The organism is Micromonospora sp. SCSIO 07396 (genome assembly GCF_053667945.1).
In genome coordinates, this window is sequence record NZ_CM132210.1 from 6,534,002 (window position 1) to 6,549,124 (window position 15,123).

The 15,123-nt window shown below is 73.1% G+C and carries 16 protein-coding genes; 7 read left to right on the forward strand and 9 right to left on the reverse strand.

The window, feature by feature from the left end:
- Positions 1 to 90: 90 nt before the first annotated feature.
- The 5 genes from ACWCHM_RS28870 to ACWCHM_RS28890 all read right to left on the reverse strand — a co-directional run bounded on the left by ACWCHM_RS28870 (position 91) and on the right by ACWCHM_RS28890 (position 6,845).
- Positions 91 to 3,285, reverse strand: coding sequence for a UvrD-helicase domain-containing protein (locus ACWCHM_RS28870; protein WP_454220563.1), 3,195 nt, complete (start codon positions 3,283 to 3,285; stop codon positions 91 to 93).
- Between the two features lie 127 nt (positions 3,286 to 3,412).
- Entirely contained in the window at positions 3,413 to 4,660 is a 1,248-nt protein-coding gene (locus ACWCHM_RS28875; protein WP_204958328.1) for a metallophosphoesterase, read from the reverse strand.
- Positions 4,661 to 4,672: 12 nt separating this feature from the next.
- Complete coding sequence (locus ACWCHM_RS28880; protein ID WP_204958327.1) at positions 4,673 to 4,918, reverse strand: MoaD/ThiS family protein; 246 nt, start codon at positions 4,916 to 4,918, stop codon at positions 4,673 to 4,675.
- A gap of 2 nt (positions 4,919 to 4,920) precedes the next feature.
- On the reverse strand, positions 4,921 to 5,934 hold the full coding sequence (gene moaA, locus ACWCHM_RS28885; protein WP_204958326.1) for a GTP 3',8-cyclase MoaA: 1,014 nt from the start codon (positions 5,932 to 5,934) through the stop codon (positions 4,921 to 4,923).
- Positions 5,931 to 6,845 carry a fructosamine kinase family protein gene (locus ACWCHM_RS28890; protein ID WP_281901682.1) on the reverse strand — a complete coding sequence of 305 codons (915 nt, stop codon included), beginning with the start codon at positions 6,843 to 6,845 and terminating at the stop codon, positions 5,931 to 5,933. The genes moaA and ACWCHM_RS28890 overlap by 4 nt, the downstream gene beginning before the upstream one ends.
- Before the next feature lie 153 nt (positions 6,846 to 6,998).
- Here ACWCHM_RS28890 and ACWCHM_RS28895 point away from each other — a divergent pair, with 153 nt between their 5' ends.
- Positions 6,999 to 8,045: a DUF4192 domain-containing protein gene (locus tag ACWCHM_RS28895; RefSeq protein ID WP_281901685.1), complete on the forward strand. Its 1,047-nt coding sequence runs from the start codon at positions 6,999 to 7,001 to the stop codon at positions 8,043 to 8,045.
- A gap of 327 nt (positions 8,046 to 8,372) precedes the next feature.
- Here ACWCHM_RS28895 and ACWCHM_RS28900 read toward each other — a convergent pair whose 3' ends face one another.
- Together ACWCHM_RS28900 and ACWCHM_RS28905 are read right to left on the reverse strand one after the other, a co-directional pair.
- Complete coding sequence (locus ACWCHM_RS28900; protein ID WP_454220565.1) at positions 8,373 to 8,564, reverse strand: DUF397 domain-containing protein; 192 nt, start codon at positions 8,562 to 8,564, stop codon at positions 8,373 to 8,375.
- Positions 8,551 to 9,357: a helix-turn-helix domain-containing protein gene (locus ACWCHM_RS28905; protein ID WP_454220567.1), complete on the reverse strand. Its 807-nt coding sequence runs from the start codon at positions 9,355 to 9,357 to the stop codon at positions 8,551 to 8,553. Before ACWCHM_RS28905 ends, ACWCHM_RS28900 begins: the two co-directional genes overlap by 14 nt.
- A 492-nt stretch (positions 9,358 to 9,849) precedes the next feature.
- On the opposite strand from ACWCHM_RS28905, the gene ACWCHM_RS28910 reads away from it, so the two are divergent.
- A complete protein-coding gene (locus ACWCHM_RS28910; RefSeq protein WP_454220568.1) occupies positions 9,850 to 10,119 on the forward strand; it encodes a hypothetical protein in 270 nt (89 codons plus the stop codon).
- The gene (locus ACWCHM_RS28915; RefSeq protein ID WP_454220569.1) at positions 10,116 to 10,370 is read left to right on the forward strand and encodes a hypothetical protein; all 255 of its coding nucleotides are present in this window, start codon (positions 10,116 to 10,118) and stop codon (positions 10,368 to 10,370) included. Before ACWCHM_RS28910 ends, ACWCHM_RS28915 begins: the two co-directional genes overlap by 4 nt.
- 144 nt (positions 10,371 to 10,514) lie before the next feature.
- Here the strand turns inward: ACWCHM_RS28915 and fdhD are convergent, their stop codons facing one another.
- Complete coding sequence (gene fdhD / locus ACWCHM_RS28920; protein WP_204958319.1) at positions 10,515 to 11,369, reverse strand: formate dehydrogenase accessory sulfurtransferase FdhD; 855 nt, start codon at positions 11,367 to 11,369, stop codon at positions 10,515 to 10,517.
- 245 nt (positions 11,370 to 11,614) lie between these two features.
- On the opposite strand from fdhD, the gene mobA reads away from it, so the two are divergent.
- The 3 genes from mobA to ACWCHM_RS28935 all read left to right on the forward strand — a co-directional run bounded on the left by mobA (position 11,615) and on the right by ACWCHM_RS28935 (position 13,718).
- Positions 11,615 to 12,232: a molybdenum cofactor guanylyltransferase gene (mobA, locus tag ACWCHM_RS28925; protein WP_454220571.1), complete on the forward strand. Its 618-nt coding sequence runs from the start codon at positions 11,615 to 11,617 to the stop codon at positions 12,230 to 12,232.
- On the forward strand, positions 12,229 to 12,486 hold the full coding sequence (locus tag ACWCHM_RS28930) for a DUF6457 domain-containing protein (protein ID WP_204958318.1): 258 nt from the start codon (positions 12,229 to 12,231) through the stop codon (positions 12,484 to 12,486). Before mobA ends, ACWCHM_RS28930 begins: the two co-directional genes overlap by 4 nt.
- Positions 12,487 to 12,605: 119 nt before the next feature.
- Positions 12,606 to 13,718, forward strand: a complete 1,113-nt coding sequence (locus tag ACWCHM_RS28935; protein WP_204958317.1) for a T3SS (YopN, CesT) and YbjN peptide-binding chaperone 1 — start codon at positions 12,606 to 12,608, stop codon at positions 13,716 to 13,718.
- 49 nt (positions 13,719 to 13,767) lie between these two features.
- Here the strand turns inward: ACWCHM_RS28935 and ACWCHM_RS28940 are convergent, their stop codons facing one another.
- On the reverse strand, positions 13,768 to 14,226 hold the full coding sequence (locus tag ACWCHM_RS28940; protein WP_204958316.1) for an Lrp/AsnC family transcriptional regulator: 459 nt from the start codon (positions 14,224 to 14,226) through the stop codon (positions 13,768 to 13,770).
- 59 nt (positions 14,227 to 14,285) lie between these two features.
- Between ACWCHM_RS28940 and ddaH the strand changes: the two genes are divergently transcribed.
- A complete protein-coding gene (ddaH, locus tag ACWCHM_RS28945) occupies positions 14,286 to 15,119 on the forward strand; it encodes a dimethylargininase (RefSeq protein ID WP_421489780.1) in 834 nt (277 codons plus the stop codon).
- Positions 15,120 to 15,123 lie beyond the last annotated feature (4 nt).

Sequence of the window (15,123 nt, forward strand, 5' to 3'; positions counted from 1 at the left end):
CCCGGACGGGTGGGCAGCAACATCGCGCACCGAGCGACATCAGCGCGGGCGGATACCGCTACCTCGCCCTGTAGGTCGGTCGACGGGCCGTCAGATCAGGCGGAGCTGACGGTCCTTGGGGCGGCGGGGCTCGGCCTCACCGAACCGTTCGAACAGTCCCGGGTCGACGACGTCCAGGAAAGTCGACGGTCGGCAGTCGCGTTCGGTGCCGTGGCGCACCCGGCGGGCGGCGTGGCTGACGTAGAGCCGGTCCTGCGCGCGGGTCAACCCGACGAAGAACAGCCGCCGCTCCTCGGCGATCGCGTCGTCGTCGGGTGTCGAGCCGGGCCAGCGCAGCGGCAGCAGAGCGTCCTCCACGCCAACCAGGAAGACCACCGGGAACTCCAGCCCCTTCGCGGCGTGCAGGGTGAGCAGGGTGACCGCCTCGGCGCGCGGGTCCAACGCGTCCACCTCGGCCCCGGTGGCGAGCTGGGAGAGGAAGAGTTCCAGGTCGTCGCCGCAGCGGCGGGCCAGCGGGGTGAGCAGGTCGACGGCGGTCCGCACGTCCTCGGGTCGGACGGTGCCGGCGGCGTCCAGGGTGGGGGCGGCGAACCGTTCGGCGAGCACCTGACCGGCGGCCCGGACCCGGGCGGGCAGCCCGCCGGTGGAGCCGTCGGCGTGCCGCAGTTCCCGGGCGATCGCCAGCACGCCGGGCCGGTCCCGCAGCCGGTCGTGCGACCGCTTCTGCACCGGGATGTTGGCCCTGGCCAGGGCGTCCACGATCGGGGCGGCCTGCGCGTCGGTACGGTAGAGCACCGCGATGTCGGAGAAGGACAGGCTGGTGGACCGGCCGTCGATGCGTCCGGAGTCCAACGACCGGTGGGAGAGGCCGCCGACCAGGTCGTCGACGGTGCGTACCACGAAGTCGGCCTCGTCGGCGACGGACGCCGCCGGGTAGCGGCCGACCAGCGGGGCCTCCGGGTCGAGCCGGGCCGGGTCGAGCCGGCGGCCCCGGACCAGCGACGACGGCGCGATGGCCTGGACGGCGGCGGCGAGGATCGGCGCGGATGAGCGGTAGTTGCGGTTGAGCCGGACCAGCCGGGCGTCGGTGAAGTCCTCGGAGAAACGCAGGAAGTAGCCGACGTCGGCGCCCCGGAACGAGTAGATCGCCTGGTCCGGGTCGCCGATCGCGCAGAGGTTGCCGTCGGCGGGGCTGAGCAGCCGCAGCAGGTCGTACTGAACGGCGTCGACGTCCTGGTACTCGTCGACGAAGATCCACCGCCAGCGTTCCCGGTAGTCCCGGACCAGCTTCTTGTCGCCCTTGAGCAGCCCGACCGGCAGGGTCAGCAGCTCGTCCAGGTCGACCAGGTCCTGCTTGCGCAGCAGCGCGGTGTAGCGGGCCGGGTCGTCGCCGGCCTCCGTCCGGGCGGCCGACCGCTCGGCGTCGTCGGCGATCCGGAAACCCTCCGGCAGGCCGGCAGCGGCGGCGTTCTCCCGCAGGATCGTCAACCCGAGGGAGTGGAAGGTGCCGACGGTGACGTCCTCGGCGACCGGGCCGAGCAGCCCGTCGAGCCGGTGCCGCAGCTCCTCGGCGGCCCGCCGGGTGAACGTGATCGCCAGGCACTGCTCGGGGAAGACGTTCAGCTCCGCGCAGAGGTAGGCGATCCGGTGGGTCAGCGTGCGGGTCTTGCCGGTGCCCGGCCCGGCCACGATCAGCAGCGGGCCGCCGGGCGCGGAGGCGGCCACCCGCTGCATCGCGTCCAACCGGTCCAGCAGGCCGGTGCCGACCTCCTCCATCCCGGCGAGCATCGGCTCGAACGGCTCGTGCGGCGACGGAGTCGGGGCGATCGGTGGCGGCGGCGGGGTCGGCGCGGGCTTCGGCTTCGGCTCGGCCTTGGCCGCCGTCGGCCGCTTGGCCTTCGGTTTCGCCGCCGGCTCCGTCGGCCTGCGCTGCGCCGGCACCGGTACGTCGAACAGCGTCTCCTGCCCCGATCCACCCGACCCGCCCAGCTCGGCCGGGTCGAAGAGGGTGATCACGCCGTACTCGCCGTCGTAGCCGGGCACCCGGCGCACGTCACCCCGACGCAGCCGGCCGATGCCCTCGGCGAGCAGCTCCCCACCGACCCGGCCGATCTCGTCGACCGGGGTACGGGTGAGGATCTCCAGCTCCGGGCCGAGCGCGGCGACCAGCTCGTTGAGTTTCCCCTCGACCTTCTTGGACCGGGGGCCCACCTTGTTGATCTCGCCGAGGATCTCGGCCAGCGGCACCAGGTGGGTCACCTCGCGGGCGTGCTCCGGGCGGTGCCCGTCGGGCCGGTCGGCGAGCTCCTCGACCCGGCTGAGCACCCCCACGGTCAGCGGCTTTCCGCACTCCGGGCAGCGCCCACCGGCCGCCCGGGTGCGCTCCGGCGACCAGTTGACGCCGCAGAGCCGGTGCCCGTCGGCGTGGTACTTGCCCTCCTCGGGGAAGAACTCGATCGTCCCGGCCAGCCCGTCACCGGTCCGCAGGGCGTCGCGGATGGCGAAGTAGTCGCGGGCCGACGAGAAGACGGTGGCCTCCCGGGCCAGGGCCGGTGGGGAGTGCGCGTCGGAGTTGGAGACCAGCCGGTAGCGGTCCAGGCTGCCGACCCGCCAGTTCATCGCCGGGTCGGAGGAGAGCCCGGTCTCCACCGCGAAGACGTGCTCGGCCAGGTCGGCGTAGCAGTCGGCGATCGCGTCGAAGCCGGACTTGGAGCCGAGCGCGGAGAACCACGGTGTCCAGATGTGCGCCGGCACCAGGTAGCCGTCTTCACTGGCCTCCAGGGTGATCTCCAGCAGGTCCCGGGAGTCCAGACCGAGGATCGGCCGGCCGTCCGAGCCGAGGTTGCCGATCCGGCCCAACGCGGTGTTGAACCGGGCCACCGCGTCCAGGTCGGGCAGGTAGATCAGGTGGTGCACCTTGCGGGTCCGGTCGTCCCGCTTGTAGATGGTGGAGATCTCCACGCTCAGCATGAACCGGACCGGGTCGGCCTCCGCCGCGTCGGCCAGCCGGGGCGGCAACCGCCTGGCGATGTCCGCCTCGGCCTCCGGGCCGAGCCGGTACAGGCCGGGCTCGGCCGGTTGCAGGGTCTCCCGCAGGTGGTCGTACCAGGCGGGATGGGTGAAGTCCCCGGTGCCGAGCACCCCGATGCCCTTGCGTCGGGCCCACCAACCGAGGTTGGGCAGGGTGAGATCGCGGCTGCACGCGCGGGAGTACTTCGAGTGGATGTGCAGGTCCGCGACGAACGGCGGGACGCCACCAGGGGGAGCGGCGTTGAACGGAGGCACGCCGCATCCTGTCACGGCTGGTCCACTACCCGCCTGCCGCCACGCGTACGCGTGAGGAGAGCAATCCGGTGCTGGACTCCACCGCCCGGACGAGGTATGAGCCGGGCTGACCGACCAACCAGGCAGGTCACGGGGCGCGCAGCTCGACCAGGGTCACCTGTGGCGGTGCGCCGACGCGGACCGGGGGACCCCAGAAACCGGCCCCGTTGGTGACGTAGACCTTGGTGCCGTCGACCTCGCCGAGGCCGGAGACCACCGGCTGTTGGAGCTTGACGGCCAGGTTGAACGGGGCGAGCTGCCCGCCGTGGGTGTGCCCGGACAGTTGCAGGTCGACGCCGAACTTCGCCGCCTCGTGCACGGCGATCGGCTGGTGGGCGAGCAGCACCACCGGGCGGTCGACGTCCCGGCCGCCGAGCGCGGCGGTGAAGTCGGCGGGGCCGGCGACGCCGGTACCGTCGGCGGTGACGTCGTTGATCCCGGCCAGGTCGAGCACCCCGCCCCGGGCCCGGATCTCCTGCCGCTCGTTCTGGAGCACCCGCAGGCCGAGCCGGTCGACCTCGGCCACCCACTCCTCGACCCCGGAGTAGTACTCGTGGTTGCCGGTGACGAAGAAGCTGCCGTAGCGGGAACGCAGGTCACGCAGCGGCTCGGCGGCCTCGCCCAGCTCGGCGACCGACCCGTCGACCAGGTCACCGACGACCGCCACCAGGTCGGCGTCCAGTCGGTTGATCATCGCGACGATCCGCTCGGTGTGTACCCGGCCGCGCAACGGACCGAGGTGGATGTCCGACACGGTGGCGATGCGCAGCCCGTCCATGCTGCGGGGGAGCTTCGCCAGCGGGATGCGTACCCGGTCGAGTTGCGGCGGGCCGAGTGCGGTGCGGACCCCGTACCCGGTGATGCCGGCGGCGGTGAGCCCGGCGAAGATGGCGGCCCCCCGGGCGAGCAGCAACCGTCGTGACTCGTCGTGGTCGGGGTGGTCCACCGCCTCGGCGGCCGGCGGGTCGACGCCGCCGGCCGCACCCACCAGCGCCGGTTCCGGTGCGGCCGTGGTCGCCTCGGCGGCGGCGCTGCGGCGGCGCAGGACCAGCCGGGCCACCGCCATCGGCACTTCCAGCACCACCAGCACGATCAGCAGGTAGAACATCACCGCGAGCCAGAGGTAACCGGGCCAGGCCAGCCAGAACGCCCCGGCGATCTGGGTGCCGGCCATGGTCGCCGGGACGAGCACTGCCAGCAGGAGCGCGACGACCGTGCCGACCCGCCGCCACCGGCCGGGCCCGGTGGTGTCCTTGACCAGCCGCTTCCACAGGTAGAAGTGGATCAGGCCGGTGATCAGGGCGAGCGTGCCCACGAACCCCAGAATCGCCAACACGGCAGCCCTTCCTCAGCCGCCCGCGAAGGGGGGCAGCACGTCGATCGTGGTCCCGGCCGGCAACGGTGTCTGACGGTCGTGGCAGGCCACCCCGTCGACCAGGAAACTCGCCACCTGGAGCACCGCGGCCAGCCGGGGGCCGTGCCGCTGGGCGAGTTCGCCGAGGAGTTCGTCCAGCGGGCGGCCGGCGGATGCGGTCTCCTCGCTGCGGCCGGCGGCGGCCCGCGCGCCGGCGAAGTACCGGACGGTGAGGTCCACCCTCAGCCTCCGATCGCCGACATGGGTCGGACGGGTTGCAGGAACGTCGGGTCGTCGATGCCGTGGCCGGCCCGTTTGACCACCGTGGCGGCCTGCCAGCGGCGGGCGATGTCGGCGTCGTCCGCGCCGGCCCGCAGCGCGCCACGCAGGTCGGACTCCTCCGTGGCGAACAGGCAGTTGCGGATCTGGCCGTCGGCGGTGAGCCGGGTCCGGTCGCAGTCGCCGCAGAACGGCCGGGTCACCGAGCCGATCACGCCGACCCGGGCCGGCCCGCCGTTCACCAGCCAGGTTTCGGCCGGGGCGGCACCCCGGTGCGCCGGGTCGGGGGTGAGCGGGAACCCGGCGGCCAGCGACGTGAGGATCTCGTCGGCGGTGACCATCGTGGCCCGGTCCCAGCCGTGCTGGGCGTCCAACGGCATCTGCTCGATGAACCGCAGCTCGTAGCCGTGGTCGAGGGCGAACCGCAGCAACGCCGGCGCCTCGTCCTCGTTGACCCCGCGCATCAGCACCGCGTTGACCTTCACCGGGGCGAGCCCGGCGGCGGCGGCCCCGGCCAGCCCGGCGAGCACGTCGGGCAGCCGGTCCCGCCGGGTCAGCGCGGCGAACCGGGCCGCGTCCAGGGTGTCCAGCGACACGTTCACCCGGTCCAGCCCGGCGTCGCGCAGCGCCGGGGCGAGCCGGTCCAGGCCGAGACCGTTGGTGGTCAACGAGATCCGGGGCCGGGGGGTGAGCGCCGCCACGGCGGCGACGATGCCGACCAGCCCCGGCCGGATCAGCGGCTCGCCCCCGGTGAACCGCACCTCGGTCACCCCGAGCCGCTGCACCGCGACCCGGACCAGTCGGACGATCTCCGCGTCGGTGAGCAGCTGCGGGCCGGCCAGCCAGGGCAACCCTTCGGCAGGCATGCAGTAGGTGCAGCGCAGGTTGCACTTGTCGGTCAGCGACACGCGCAGGTCCCGGGCGATCCGGCCGTACCGGTCGACGAGGACGCCGGCGGTCGTCGGGGCGGCGGTCACCCGTCGACCGTAGCGCGGCCGACGCCCCGCAGCGCCGCTCGGGCGGCACCGACAACCGCATCGCGGTACGCCCCGCCGAACAGGGCGGTGTGCACGAGCAGCAGGTGCAGCTGGTGCAGGGGCACCCGTTCCCGCCATCCGTCGGCGAGCGGCCACGCCTCCCGGTAGCCGGCCATGATCCGGTCGTGGTGCGGCGGCCCACCGAAGAGCGCCAGCTGGGCCAGGTCGGTCTCCCGGTGTCCACCGTGCGCCGCCGGGTCGACCAGCCACACCCGCTCGTCGGCACCCCAGAGCAGGTTGCCCGGCCACAGGTCGCCGTGCAGCCGGGCCGGCGGTTCGTCGCCGCCGAACTCGCCGATCCGCGCCACCACGTCTTCGACAAGCGCGGCGTCCGGGCCGTCGAGGGCACCGCCGTCGACCGACATCCGCAGGTACGGCAGGAGCCGTCGCCGGGCGAACCAGTCCGGCCACGGCCCGTCGTCGGGGGTGTTGTCCTGCGCGAGGGTGCCGATGAACCCGGGCCACGTCGCCCCGAACCGGTCGGCCCCGGCCCGGTGGGTGCCGGCCAGTTCCCGGCCGAACCGTTCGGCCGCGTCGGGCGTCGGCTCGCCGGGGTCGACCCAGTCGAGCGCCAGCAGCTCCGGCAGCGCCACCACCACCTCCGGTACGGCCACCGCGCCGGCCTCCCGCAGCCAGCGCAGCCCGGCGGCCTCGGTGTCGAAGAAGCCCGTCGGTACCTGGCGACCGGTCCGCTCCGGCCAGGTCTTGGTGAAGACCGAGTGGCCGTCGTCCAGGGTCAACCGGGAGGCCACGCAGCTGTCCCCGCCCGCCACCGGGGTCTCGCGGATGCGCTGGTGGGTCAGGAAGGTGGGCAGGTGCTCCGGGTGCGCCCGCAGGTACGCCAGGTTCATGAGCGCAAGGTAGCCGCTCGGACCGACCCCGGTGGGCCGCGTAACCTCCAGAATCGCACCGACCTGCACAAATACTCTCCGTATCTGTGGATAACCCGTGTGTCGTCCACAGGGCCTGTCGGAGCGGTGCCCGCCCACCGCACGCTGCCGGACATGAACGCGACCGACCGCCCCCGGCTCACCGTCCGCTCACCCGCCGACCTGATCACCGCCGTGCCCTACCTGATCGGCTTCCACCCCGTCGACAGCATGGTGGTGGTGGCGATGCGGGGCCGGCGGATCGTCTTCGCCGCCCGTGCCGACCTGCCCGGACCGGGCACCGATCCGGCCCTGCCGGCGCGACATCTCGGTGACGTGATCGGTCGGCAGGACGCCGAATCCACCACCGTCATCGGGTTCGGCCCGCCCGAACGGGTCACCCCGGCGGTGGACGCCGTCCGGTCGGCGCTGGCCGACCTCGGCCTGCCCGTGCTCGACGCGCTGCGGGTGACAGATCGTCGCTACTGGTCCTACCTCTGCGAAGCGCCTGACTGCTGCCCACCCGACGGCACCCCGTACGACCCGGACGCCAGCCAGGTCGCCGCTGCGGCGGTCTACGCCGGTCAGGTTGCGCTCCCCGACCGGGCGGCACTCACCGCCCAGGTTCTTCCCGCCGGGGGCGTCGACCGGGGTGCCCTGCGCCAAGCCGGCGACCGGGCCGAACGTCGCCTGCTGGGTCTGCTGGAGGAGGCCCCCGACACCGACGAGTTCGGCGAGCGGACCATCCGCAGGGCCGGCACCACGGCGGTACGTCAGGCGCAACGCCGGCACCGGCGCGGCGACCGGCTCACCGACGACGAGGTGGCCTGGCTGACCCTGCTCCTGACCCACCTGCCGGTACGCGACCACGCGTGGGAACGCACCGACGGCCGGGAGGAGGACATCGCCTTCTGGGGTGAGGTGCTGCGCCGCGCCGAGGAGGAGTTGGTGCCCGCTCCCGCCTGCCTGCTCGCGTTCGCCGCGTGGCGGGCCGGCCAGGGTGCGCTCGCCGCCGTGGCCCTGGAGCGGGCGCTGGCCGTCCGCCCCGACTACACCCTCGCCCGGCTCCTCGACGATCTGCTGCGGCGTGGTGTTCCGCCGTCCGACCTGGACGGGTGGCCGGCCGTGACCGAGCCGGAGGTGCTGCGCCGCCGCCGTCGCCGGCCCCGCCGCCCCCGCTGACCCAGCGGCCCCTGAACTGGCGGCCCTGCTGACTCGGGCGGGGCCCTGCCGGCCCCGTCGGCCTGCTGATCTCGGCGGCCTGCTGATTTCGGCGGCCCGCCGGCCTCGATGGCCCGGCCGGCAACAGGGTCACTGCCGGTGAGGAGGGTCGGGGCCAGGTGGTCTCGAAGAGAGATATTCCTGGCAGTCATATCTATGCCTGACAGGAATACGGCTGTCAGTGGCATGGTGTTGGAGCGGACACGGTCGGCATCTGCCGGGTCGTTCCCTGACGCGACATGCCTGCCCCCGGATCTCGGGGCAGGCATGTGTCACCGGGCAGGTCGGTCAGGCGCGATCGGCCAGCCCGGCGACGAACGTGCGCCACGAGGTGGGGGCGAACGTCAGGGCCGGCCCGTCCGGGTCCTTGGAGTCCCGCACGGCGACCGCGCCGGGAAGGTTGTCGGCAACCTCGACACAGTTCCCACCGCTCGCACCGCTGCGGGTGGACTTCCGCCACGTGGCGTTACTGAGGTCCATGTTGGCTCCCAACTTCCTTCAACAGATCGATGGACTGCCGACGCGGGAGGGCCTCGTTCCGAACGTTCTCCCACCGCGCTTGGAGCGTAGCCAACTCATCATCCTTGTCGACCACAACGCCGCCAAGCTGGTTCTCAAGGTGTCCGACCCACACTCCACCGACGGACCGTGCCAGAGCGAAGGGTCCGGACAGTCCGACATGCAGCCCGGTGACTGCCGGGATGACGTGCACATGAACATGTGGCAGTTCTGCCCTGGCGATGAGTTGCGCGATCTGCTCCCCCATGACGACACCGAAGCCCTCTCCGGCGAGGCGTACCGCCCTCTCGTCGAGCACCGCCACCAATTGCGGAGGATGCGCGTCGGTTAGAATTCTCTGCCGGTCGATTCGTGCCGACACCCGTTGTTCCACCTCGTCGTCGGTGAGGCTGTCGACGGTTCGAAGAACCGCGCGGGCGTAGGCCTCGGTTTGTAGCAGGCCGGGAATCAGGTTCGGTTCGAAATACCTGAGTTGGGTCGCGTTGCGTTCGGCGTCGAGCCACGGCAGGAACCACGACGGTGTGCCGAGCTTGCTCACCAGCCGTTCGAAGAGCCCACCGGTGCTGAGCGCCCGATCAGCTCCCTTGATGAAATCCAGGGTCAGCGCCCGGGTGCCACCCTCGATGGCACTGACGTGCGACGCGCTGAAGCCGGCACCCCGCCCGAACGCCTCCTGCGTCATCCCGGCGGCGCCCCGGGCACGGCGGATCTCGGCAACGACGAAGTCGGCGAGCGGATCTGGTACGTCAGCCATGCACAGCACCCCAATTTGAAGATCGACTATTCATGCCGCCACCCGCTCGGCGGCCCTTCATCCAGCTCGGCCCGGACTCCCGCTGCACCTTTCGAGCCTAGCGGCCTCCACATCAGAGTGTCACCAGGGCGGCGCTGTCGGTAGTGGTCGAGAGCTGGCGGTGGCGTCTGCCGGAGGGGCCGTCCGTGGAAGGGCGGCCGGCCCCTCCTCCACCCCGACACGGACACACCGACACGGACACACCGAACGCAAAGGAGACGCCGTGCCCAGGGAGAAGCCGAAGCCCGACAGGAGCCCGAAGCCCGCACCCCGCCCCCAACCCGTACCCGATCCCGGGCCGCCAGCGCGCCCGATCGTGCCCGGACCAATCGGACCGTTCGTGCCGCCGTACCGGGGGCCGGGACGGATGACCGACGTCGTGCCGGCACACCGCTGGGCGTACGGCCGGAACCAGGGGCCCCGGTGACTCCGCCGGGGGTCAGGTCGGGAGATGTGCTGCACCTGTCGCGTACCGCCAGTGTGCAGTTCATCCGGCCGATCACGGTCCGGGTCATCCGGGTGCTGGCCGACTGGCACACGTACCACGGTTGGGTGTGGATCGACGCGTACGAACTGAATGCCGCAGGCGACGCGGTCCGGCGGCGGACCCTGTTCCTGATGCCGGCGGGCGCGCGCCGGCTCGCGCAGCCGGACCGACCGGCAGGGGCGTCGCTCCAGCGGGGTGGCCGGGGGCGGCGGCTCAGGCCGGTGGGGGCGCGGTGACCGGACCGCTACCCGGCCGGCACACGCCGCTGCGGCCGATCTGGCTGTGCCGGGTCGACGCGAACCCGTGGCCGTGCGGGGAGGCGAAGCTCGCCCTCCTCGCGCGGTACGGTGACGACCTGCCCGGACTGTTCGCCCTGCTCACCGGGTTGTCGGCCGAGGCGGCCGAACACCTGACGCAGCTCGACAACGGTCGCCGGATCGACGTGACCGACCGCTTCCTCACCTGGGTCCGCCCGCCCTCCCGCTGATCCCTCTCCCGCTGTCGGGGTCGGCAACGGTTGCCGGTGGATTGTGGAGAGTTGTTGCGGCCCTGGCGACAAGAAATCTCCACGATCACGCCGCCCGACTGACGACCCCGCCACGAGTCGGCCGGCCGCGAGCGGGTCAGGGTGTCAGGGGGTGACGCGGTGGGTGCCGGTGTAGACGTTCATGGTCCGGCCACGCAGGAAGCCGACCAGGGTCAGGCCCGCCTCGTCGGCCAGGTCGGCGGCGAGGGTGCTCGGCGCGGAGACCGCGGCCAGCAGCGGCAGTCCGGCCATCCACGCCTTCTGGGTCAGCTCGAAGCTCGCCCGGCCGGACACCATCAGCAGGTGCCCGGCGAGCGGCAGCCGTCGCTGCCGGACCGCCCAGCCGACCACCTTGTCCACCGCGTTGTGCCGGCCGACGTCCTCGCGCAGCACCACCAGTTCCCCGTCGGCGGTGAACAGGCCCGCCGCGTGCAGGCCGCCGGTACGGTCGAAGGCGCGCTGCGCCGCGCGCAGCCGGTCGGGCAGTTCCGCCAGCAGTTTCGCCGGCACGGTGAGCGGGTCGTCGGCGACGGTGAACCGGGACCGGGTACGGATCGCGTCGATGCTGGCCTTCCCGCACACCCCGCAGGAGCTGGTGGTGTAGAAGTTGCGCGCCGGGTCCGTCGCCGGTGTCGGCACACCGGGGGAGAGCACCACGTCGACCACGTTGTACGTGTTGGGTGTCTCCACCCCGGAGCAGAGCTGGGCGGTGTGCACGTCGGCGTCGCTGCGGATCAGCCCCTCGGTCAGCAGGAAGCCGATGGCCAGGTCGAGGTCGTCCCCGGGGGTACGCATGGTCACTGCCAGCGGTCGGCGTCGACCCGGCCCGCCGGGGCCGACCCGGATCTCCAGCGGTTCCTCCACGGCGAGCGTGTCCGGCCGGCGCAGCGCCACCCGGGCGTCGTCCGCCGCGTCGAGGTCGATCCGGAGCACGCTCCGCCGGTCAGTGGCCCGTCCCATCCCGCCATCCTGCCCCGCCCGCCCGACCCCCCGCACGCTGACCACCCTGGCTGCGTCCACTGCGCCCGCCCGGCAGCCCTCGGCCGCCGGCAGCCCTCGGCCGCCGGCAGCCCTCGGCCGCCGGCAGCCCTCGGCCGCCGGCAGCCCTCGGCCGCCGGCGTCGGCACGGCAGCCGGGGACGGGACGGAACCGGGAGGCCGCGCGACCGGAGCACGAGGGTCGGGCCCGGCGGCTACCGTGGCCGGGTGACGGCGTACGCGGCGGTGGTGCTGGCCGGTGGGGCAGCCCGCCGGATGGGCGGGCGGGACAAACCGGCGGTGCCGGTGCATGGCCGGCCGATGCGGGACCTGGTGCTCGCCGCCGTCGCCGACGCCGTACCCCGGGTGCTGGTCGGCCCGGGTGGGGCGCTCCCGGCCGACGTGCTGGTGACCCGGGAGGACCCGGCAGGTGGGGGTCCGGTGGCCGCCGCGTCCGCCGGGCTGGCCCTGCTCGGCCCCGGTACGGCGGTCGTCGCCCTGCTCGCCGCCGACCTGCCGTTGCTCACCCGCCCGGCCGTCGGGGTGCTGCTCGCCGCGCTCGCCGCCGAATCCGGCCCGGCGGCGGCGGACGGTGTCTGCCTCGTCGACGACCGGGGGCGACGCCAGCCGCTGTGCGGGGTGTGGCGGGTGCCGGCGCTACGCGCCGCGCTGGACCGGGTCGCCGCCCGCCGAGCCCAGGCCGGTGCGCTGGCCGGGGCGTCGATGCGGGACCTGCTGGGGGAGCTGACGGTACGCGAGCTGGCCTGGTCCGCTGCCGGCCCGCCACCGTGGTTCGACTGCGACACTGACTCCGACGTACGCCGGGCGGAGGAGTGGATGCGATGACCGTGCTGGACGACTGGGTGACGGCGGCCTGCGCCGAGCTGGGTCTCGACCCGGCCGAGGTGTCGGTGCCGACCGTGCTGGACCTGGCCAGGGACGTCGCCCACCAGGTGCTACGACCGGGTGCGCCGGTCACCGCGTACCTGCTGGGGGTGGCGGTCGGACGCGGCGCGGACCCGGCAGCGGCGGCGGCCCGGCTCACCGGGCTGGCCGCGCAGTGGCCGGTGGAGCTGGGCGGCGAACGTCCCGACCGGTGATCCCGTCACGGCGTGATCCCCCGCCGCCACGATCGTCGGCGACGGTGTCCGATGGCGGTCGCGGTGGATTCGTTCTCCGGCCCGCCTGGGTAGGGTGACCTTGACGGACGGAGGCGATCATGACGGCGGACCACCCCGCGAAGCCGACCGGTGACCAGCCCGGCACCTCGCCGGCGCACCACGACCACCACGAGTCGGTCCTGCTGGACGAGCCGAGCACGGCTGACCTGCGGGCCAAGGTCACCGAGGCGTGGCGGGAGTTCGCCCGGGCGCTGGCCGCGCGGCTGCGTGAACTGCCCGCCGGGGCGCAGCTCGAACTGACCCTCGACCCGACCGCCTCCGGCACCGGTGACGCGGTCTACTCGATCAGTGTGACCGTGGGTGAGCAGGGCCGGATCTCCGCGCGGGCGGTGGGCAACGCCACCCTGCCGCAGGGCTTCCGGCTCGACCGCGCGGCGGTGGCCGACATGATCGCCCTCGGCTGGTCGCCGCCCGGCGTGGTGGCGGGCTCCGGCGAGCACTTCGGCCTGGACGGGTCGACCGGGGACGCCAGCAAGCTGGCCGGGCTGCTCTCCCGCACCCTGCGTGACGTGTACGGCGCACCGCACCCGGCCTTCCTGGTCTACCTCAGCCAGGACGCCGAGGGGGAGCCGTTGCCGATCGAGGCGCTCGGCACCGCGCGCGGCGAGTTCGGCCCCGACCGGGACGTCGAGGCCGACCTGGACGAGGCGCTGGCCGCCGCCGCGAGCGCCCAGAGCGCTGAGCAGGAGGTGCTGGACCTGCCCGAGCGGGTCCGGACGGTGGTGTCGACGATGCTCAAGTCGACCTCCGAGCACCTTCAGATCGACTCCGACGGGGACATCAACATCCGGGCCGGGTCGGCGATGGTTTTCGTCCGGGTACGTGACAATCCGCCGCTGGTGGACGTCTTCTCGCCGGTGCTGACCGAGGTCGAGCCGACCGAGCGGCTCTACGTGAAGCTCTCCGAGCTGACCAACCGGATGCCGATCGGCCGGTTGTACTGCGCCGACGACACGGTGTGGGCGTCCATCCCGGTCTTCGGCCGCAACTTCCAGGCCACCCACCTGATGCTGGCCGTGCAGGTGATGACCGGCCTCGCCGACGAGCTCGACGACCGGTTGCACGGCGAGTTCGGCGGCAAGCGGTTCTTCGGCGAGGGCGACAAGCCGAGCCGGGGCGACGGCGAGCACCGCACCGGCATGTACCTCTGATCCACCGCCCTGCGCGAGGGACACCGGCGCGCCGCAGCCGGGCCGGGTGTCAGGGGGTGGACGGGCCGACGCCCGGCGACTCGACCAGCCGGGACAGCACGATGGTGCTCCGGGTGGAGGTGACGAACGGCTCCGCCCGCAGGCGTTCGAGCGCCTCCTCCAGGTGCGAGATGTCGGCGGCCCGCAGGTGCACGAGCGCGTCGGCCTCACCGGAGACGGTGTACGCGCCGACCACCTCGGGGTGTCGGCGGGCGGCCACCCCGAGCTGGGTGGGGGTGGTCCGGCCGGCGCAGAACAGCTCCACGAACGCCTCGGTGGTCCAGCCGACGGCGGCCGGGTCGACCACGGCGGTGAAGCCCCGGATCACCCCGCTGGCCCGGAGCCGGTCGACCCGTCGCTTGACCGCCGGAGCGGAGAGTGACACCCGGGTGCCGATGTCGGCGTACGAGGTACGGGCGTCCGCCACGAGCAACGCAATGATTCGCTGGTCGACCGCGTCTATCTGCAACGTTCCGCCTCGGGGAAGCAATGGTTCTGGCTGTTACCAAACTTCTACGCTACCTACCCTTGGTGACCGTGAACCAGCAGCGCGTCCCGCGAAAGCGGACATATCTCATGTGTGCCCCGGAGCACTTCGCGGTCGAGTACGCCATCAACCCGTGGATGGACCTCACCGTCGGCGTCGACGTGGCACTGGCCGTCGAACAGTGGGACCGGCTGCGGCACACCCTGGTGGACCTCGGTCACGACGTGCACGTCCTCACCCCGCAGCCGGGGCTGCCGGACATGGTCTTCGCCGCCAACGGGGCGTTCGTGGTGGACGGGACGGTCTACGGGGCGCAGTTCAAGCACGAGCAGCGGGCCGCCGAGGCCGCCGCGCACCGGGAGTTCTACCAGAAGCACGGCTGGCACTTCATCGCGCCGAGCGAGACCAACGAGGGTGAGGGTGACTTCGCCTACCTGCCGGAGGCGCACGGCGGGCTGGTTCTCGCCGGCCACGGGTTCCGCACCGAACTGCCGGCGCACGCCGAGGCGCAGGAGGCGCTGGGCCGGCCGGTGGTGTCGCTGCGCCTGGTCGACCCGCGTTTCTACCACCTGGACGTGGCGCTCGCCTCGATCGACGACGGCAACGTCGCGTACTTCCCGGGGGCGTTCTCGGCGGCCAGCCAGCGGGTGCTCACCCAGCTCTTCCCCGACGCGGTGCTCGCCGACGACGAGGACGCGCTGGCCTTCGGCCTGAACCTGGTCAGCGACGGGGCGAACGTGGTGCTCAACAGCGACGCGACCCGGCTGGCCGGCAAGCTCAAGGCGGCCGGCTACACCCCGGTCCCGGTAGACCTGGCCGAGCTGAAGAAGGGCGGCGGCAGCGTCAAGTGCTGCATCGCCGAGCTGCGCCCCTGACCGA

What these genes read in the sequence shown, in the direction of transcription:
- ACWCHM_RS28905 (WP_454220567.1), bottom strand. Translation starts at nt 9,357, where the DNA reads ATGGCTGACGTACCAGATCCGCTCGCCGACTTCGTCGTTGCCGAGATC.
- ACWCHM_RS28930 (WP_204958318.1), top strand. Translation starts at nt 12,229, where the DNA reads ATGACCGTGCTGGACGACTGGGTGACGGCGGCCTGCGCCGAGCTGGGT.
- ACWCHM_RS28900 (WP_454220565.1), bottom strand. Translation starts at nt 8,564, where the DNA reads ATGGACCTCAGTAACGCCACGTGGCGGAAGTCCACCCGCAGCGGTGCG.
- ACWCHM_RS28890 (WP_281901682.1), bottom strand. Translation starts at nt 6,845, where the DNA reads ATGAACCTGGCGTACCTGCGGGCGCACCCGGAGCACCTGCCCACCTTC.
- ACWCHM_RS28935 (WP_204958317.1), top strand. Translation starts at nt 12,606, where the DNA reads ATGACGGCGGACCACCCCGCGAAGCCGACCGGTGACCAGCCCGGCACC.
- ACWCHM_RS28895 (WP_281901685.1), top strand. Translation starts at nt 6,999, where the DNA reads ATGAACGCGACCGACCGCCCCCGGCTCACCGTCCGCTCACCCGCCGAC.
- fdhD (WP_204958319.1), bottom strand. Translation starts at nt 11,369, where the DNA reads ATGGGACGGGCCACTGACCGGCGGAGCGTGCTCCGGATCGACCTCGAC.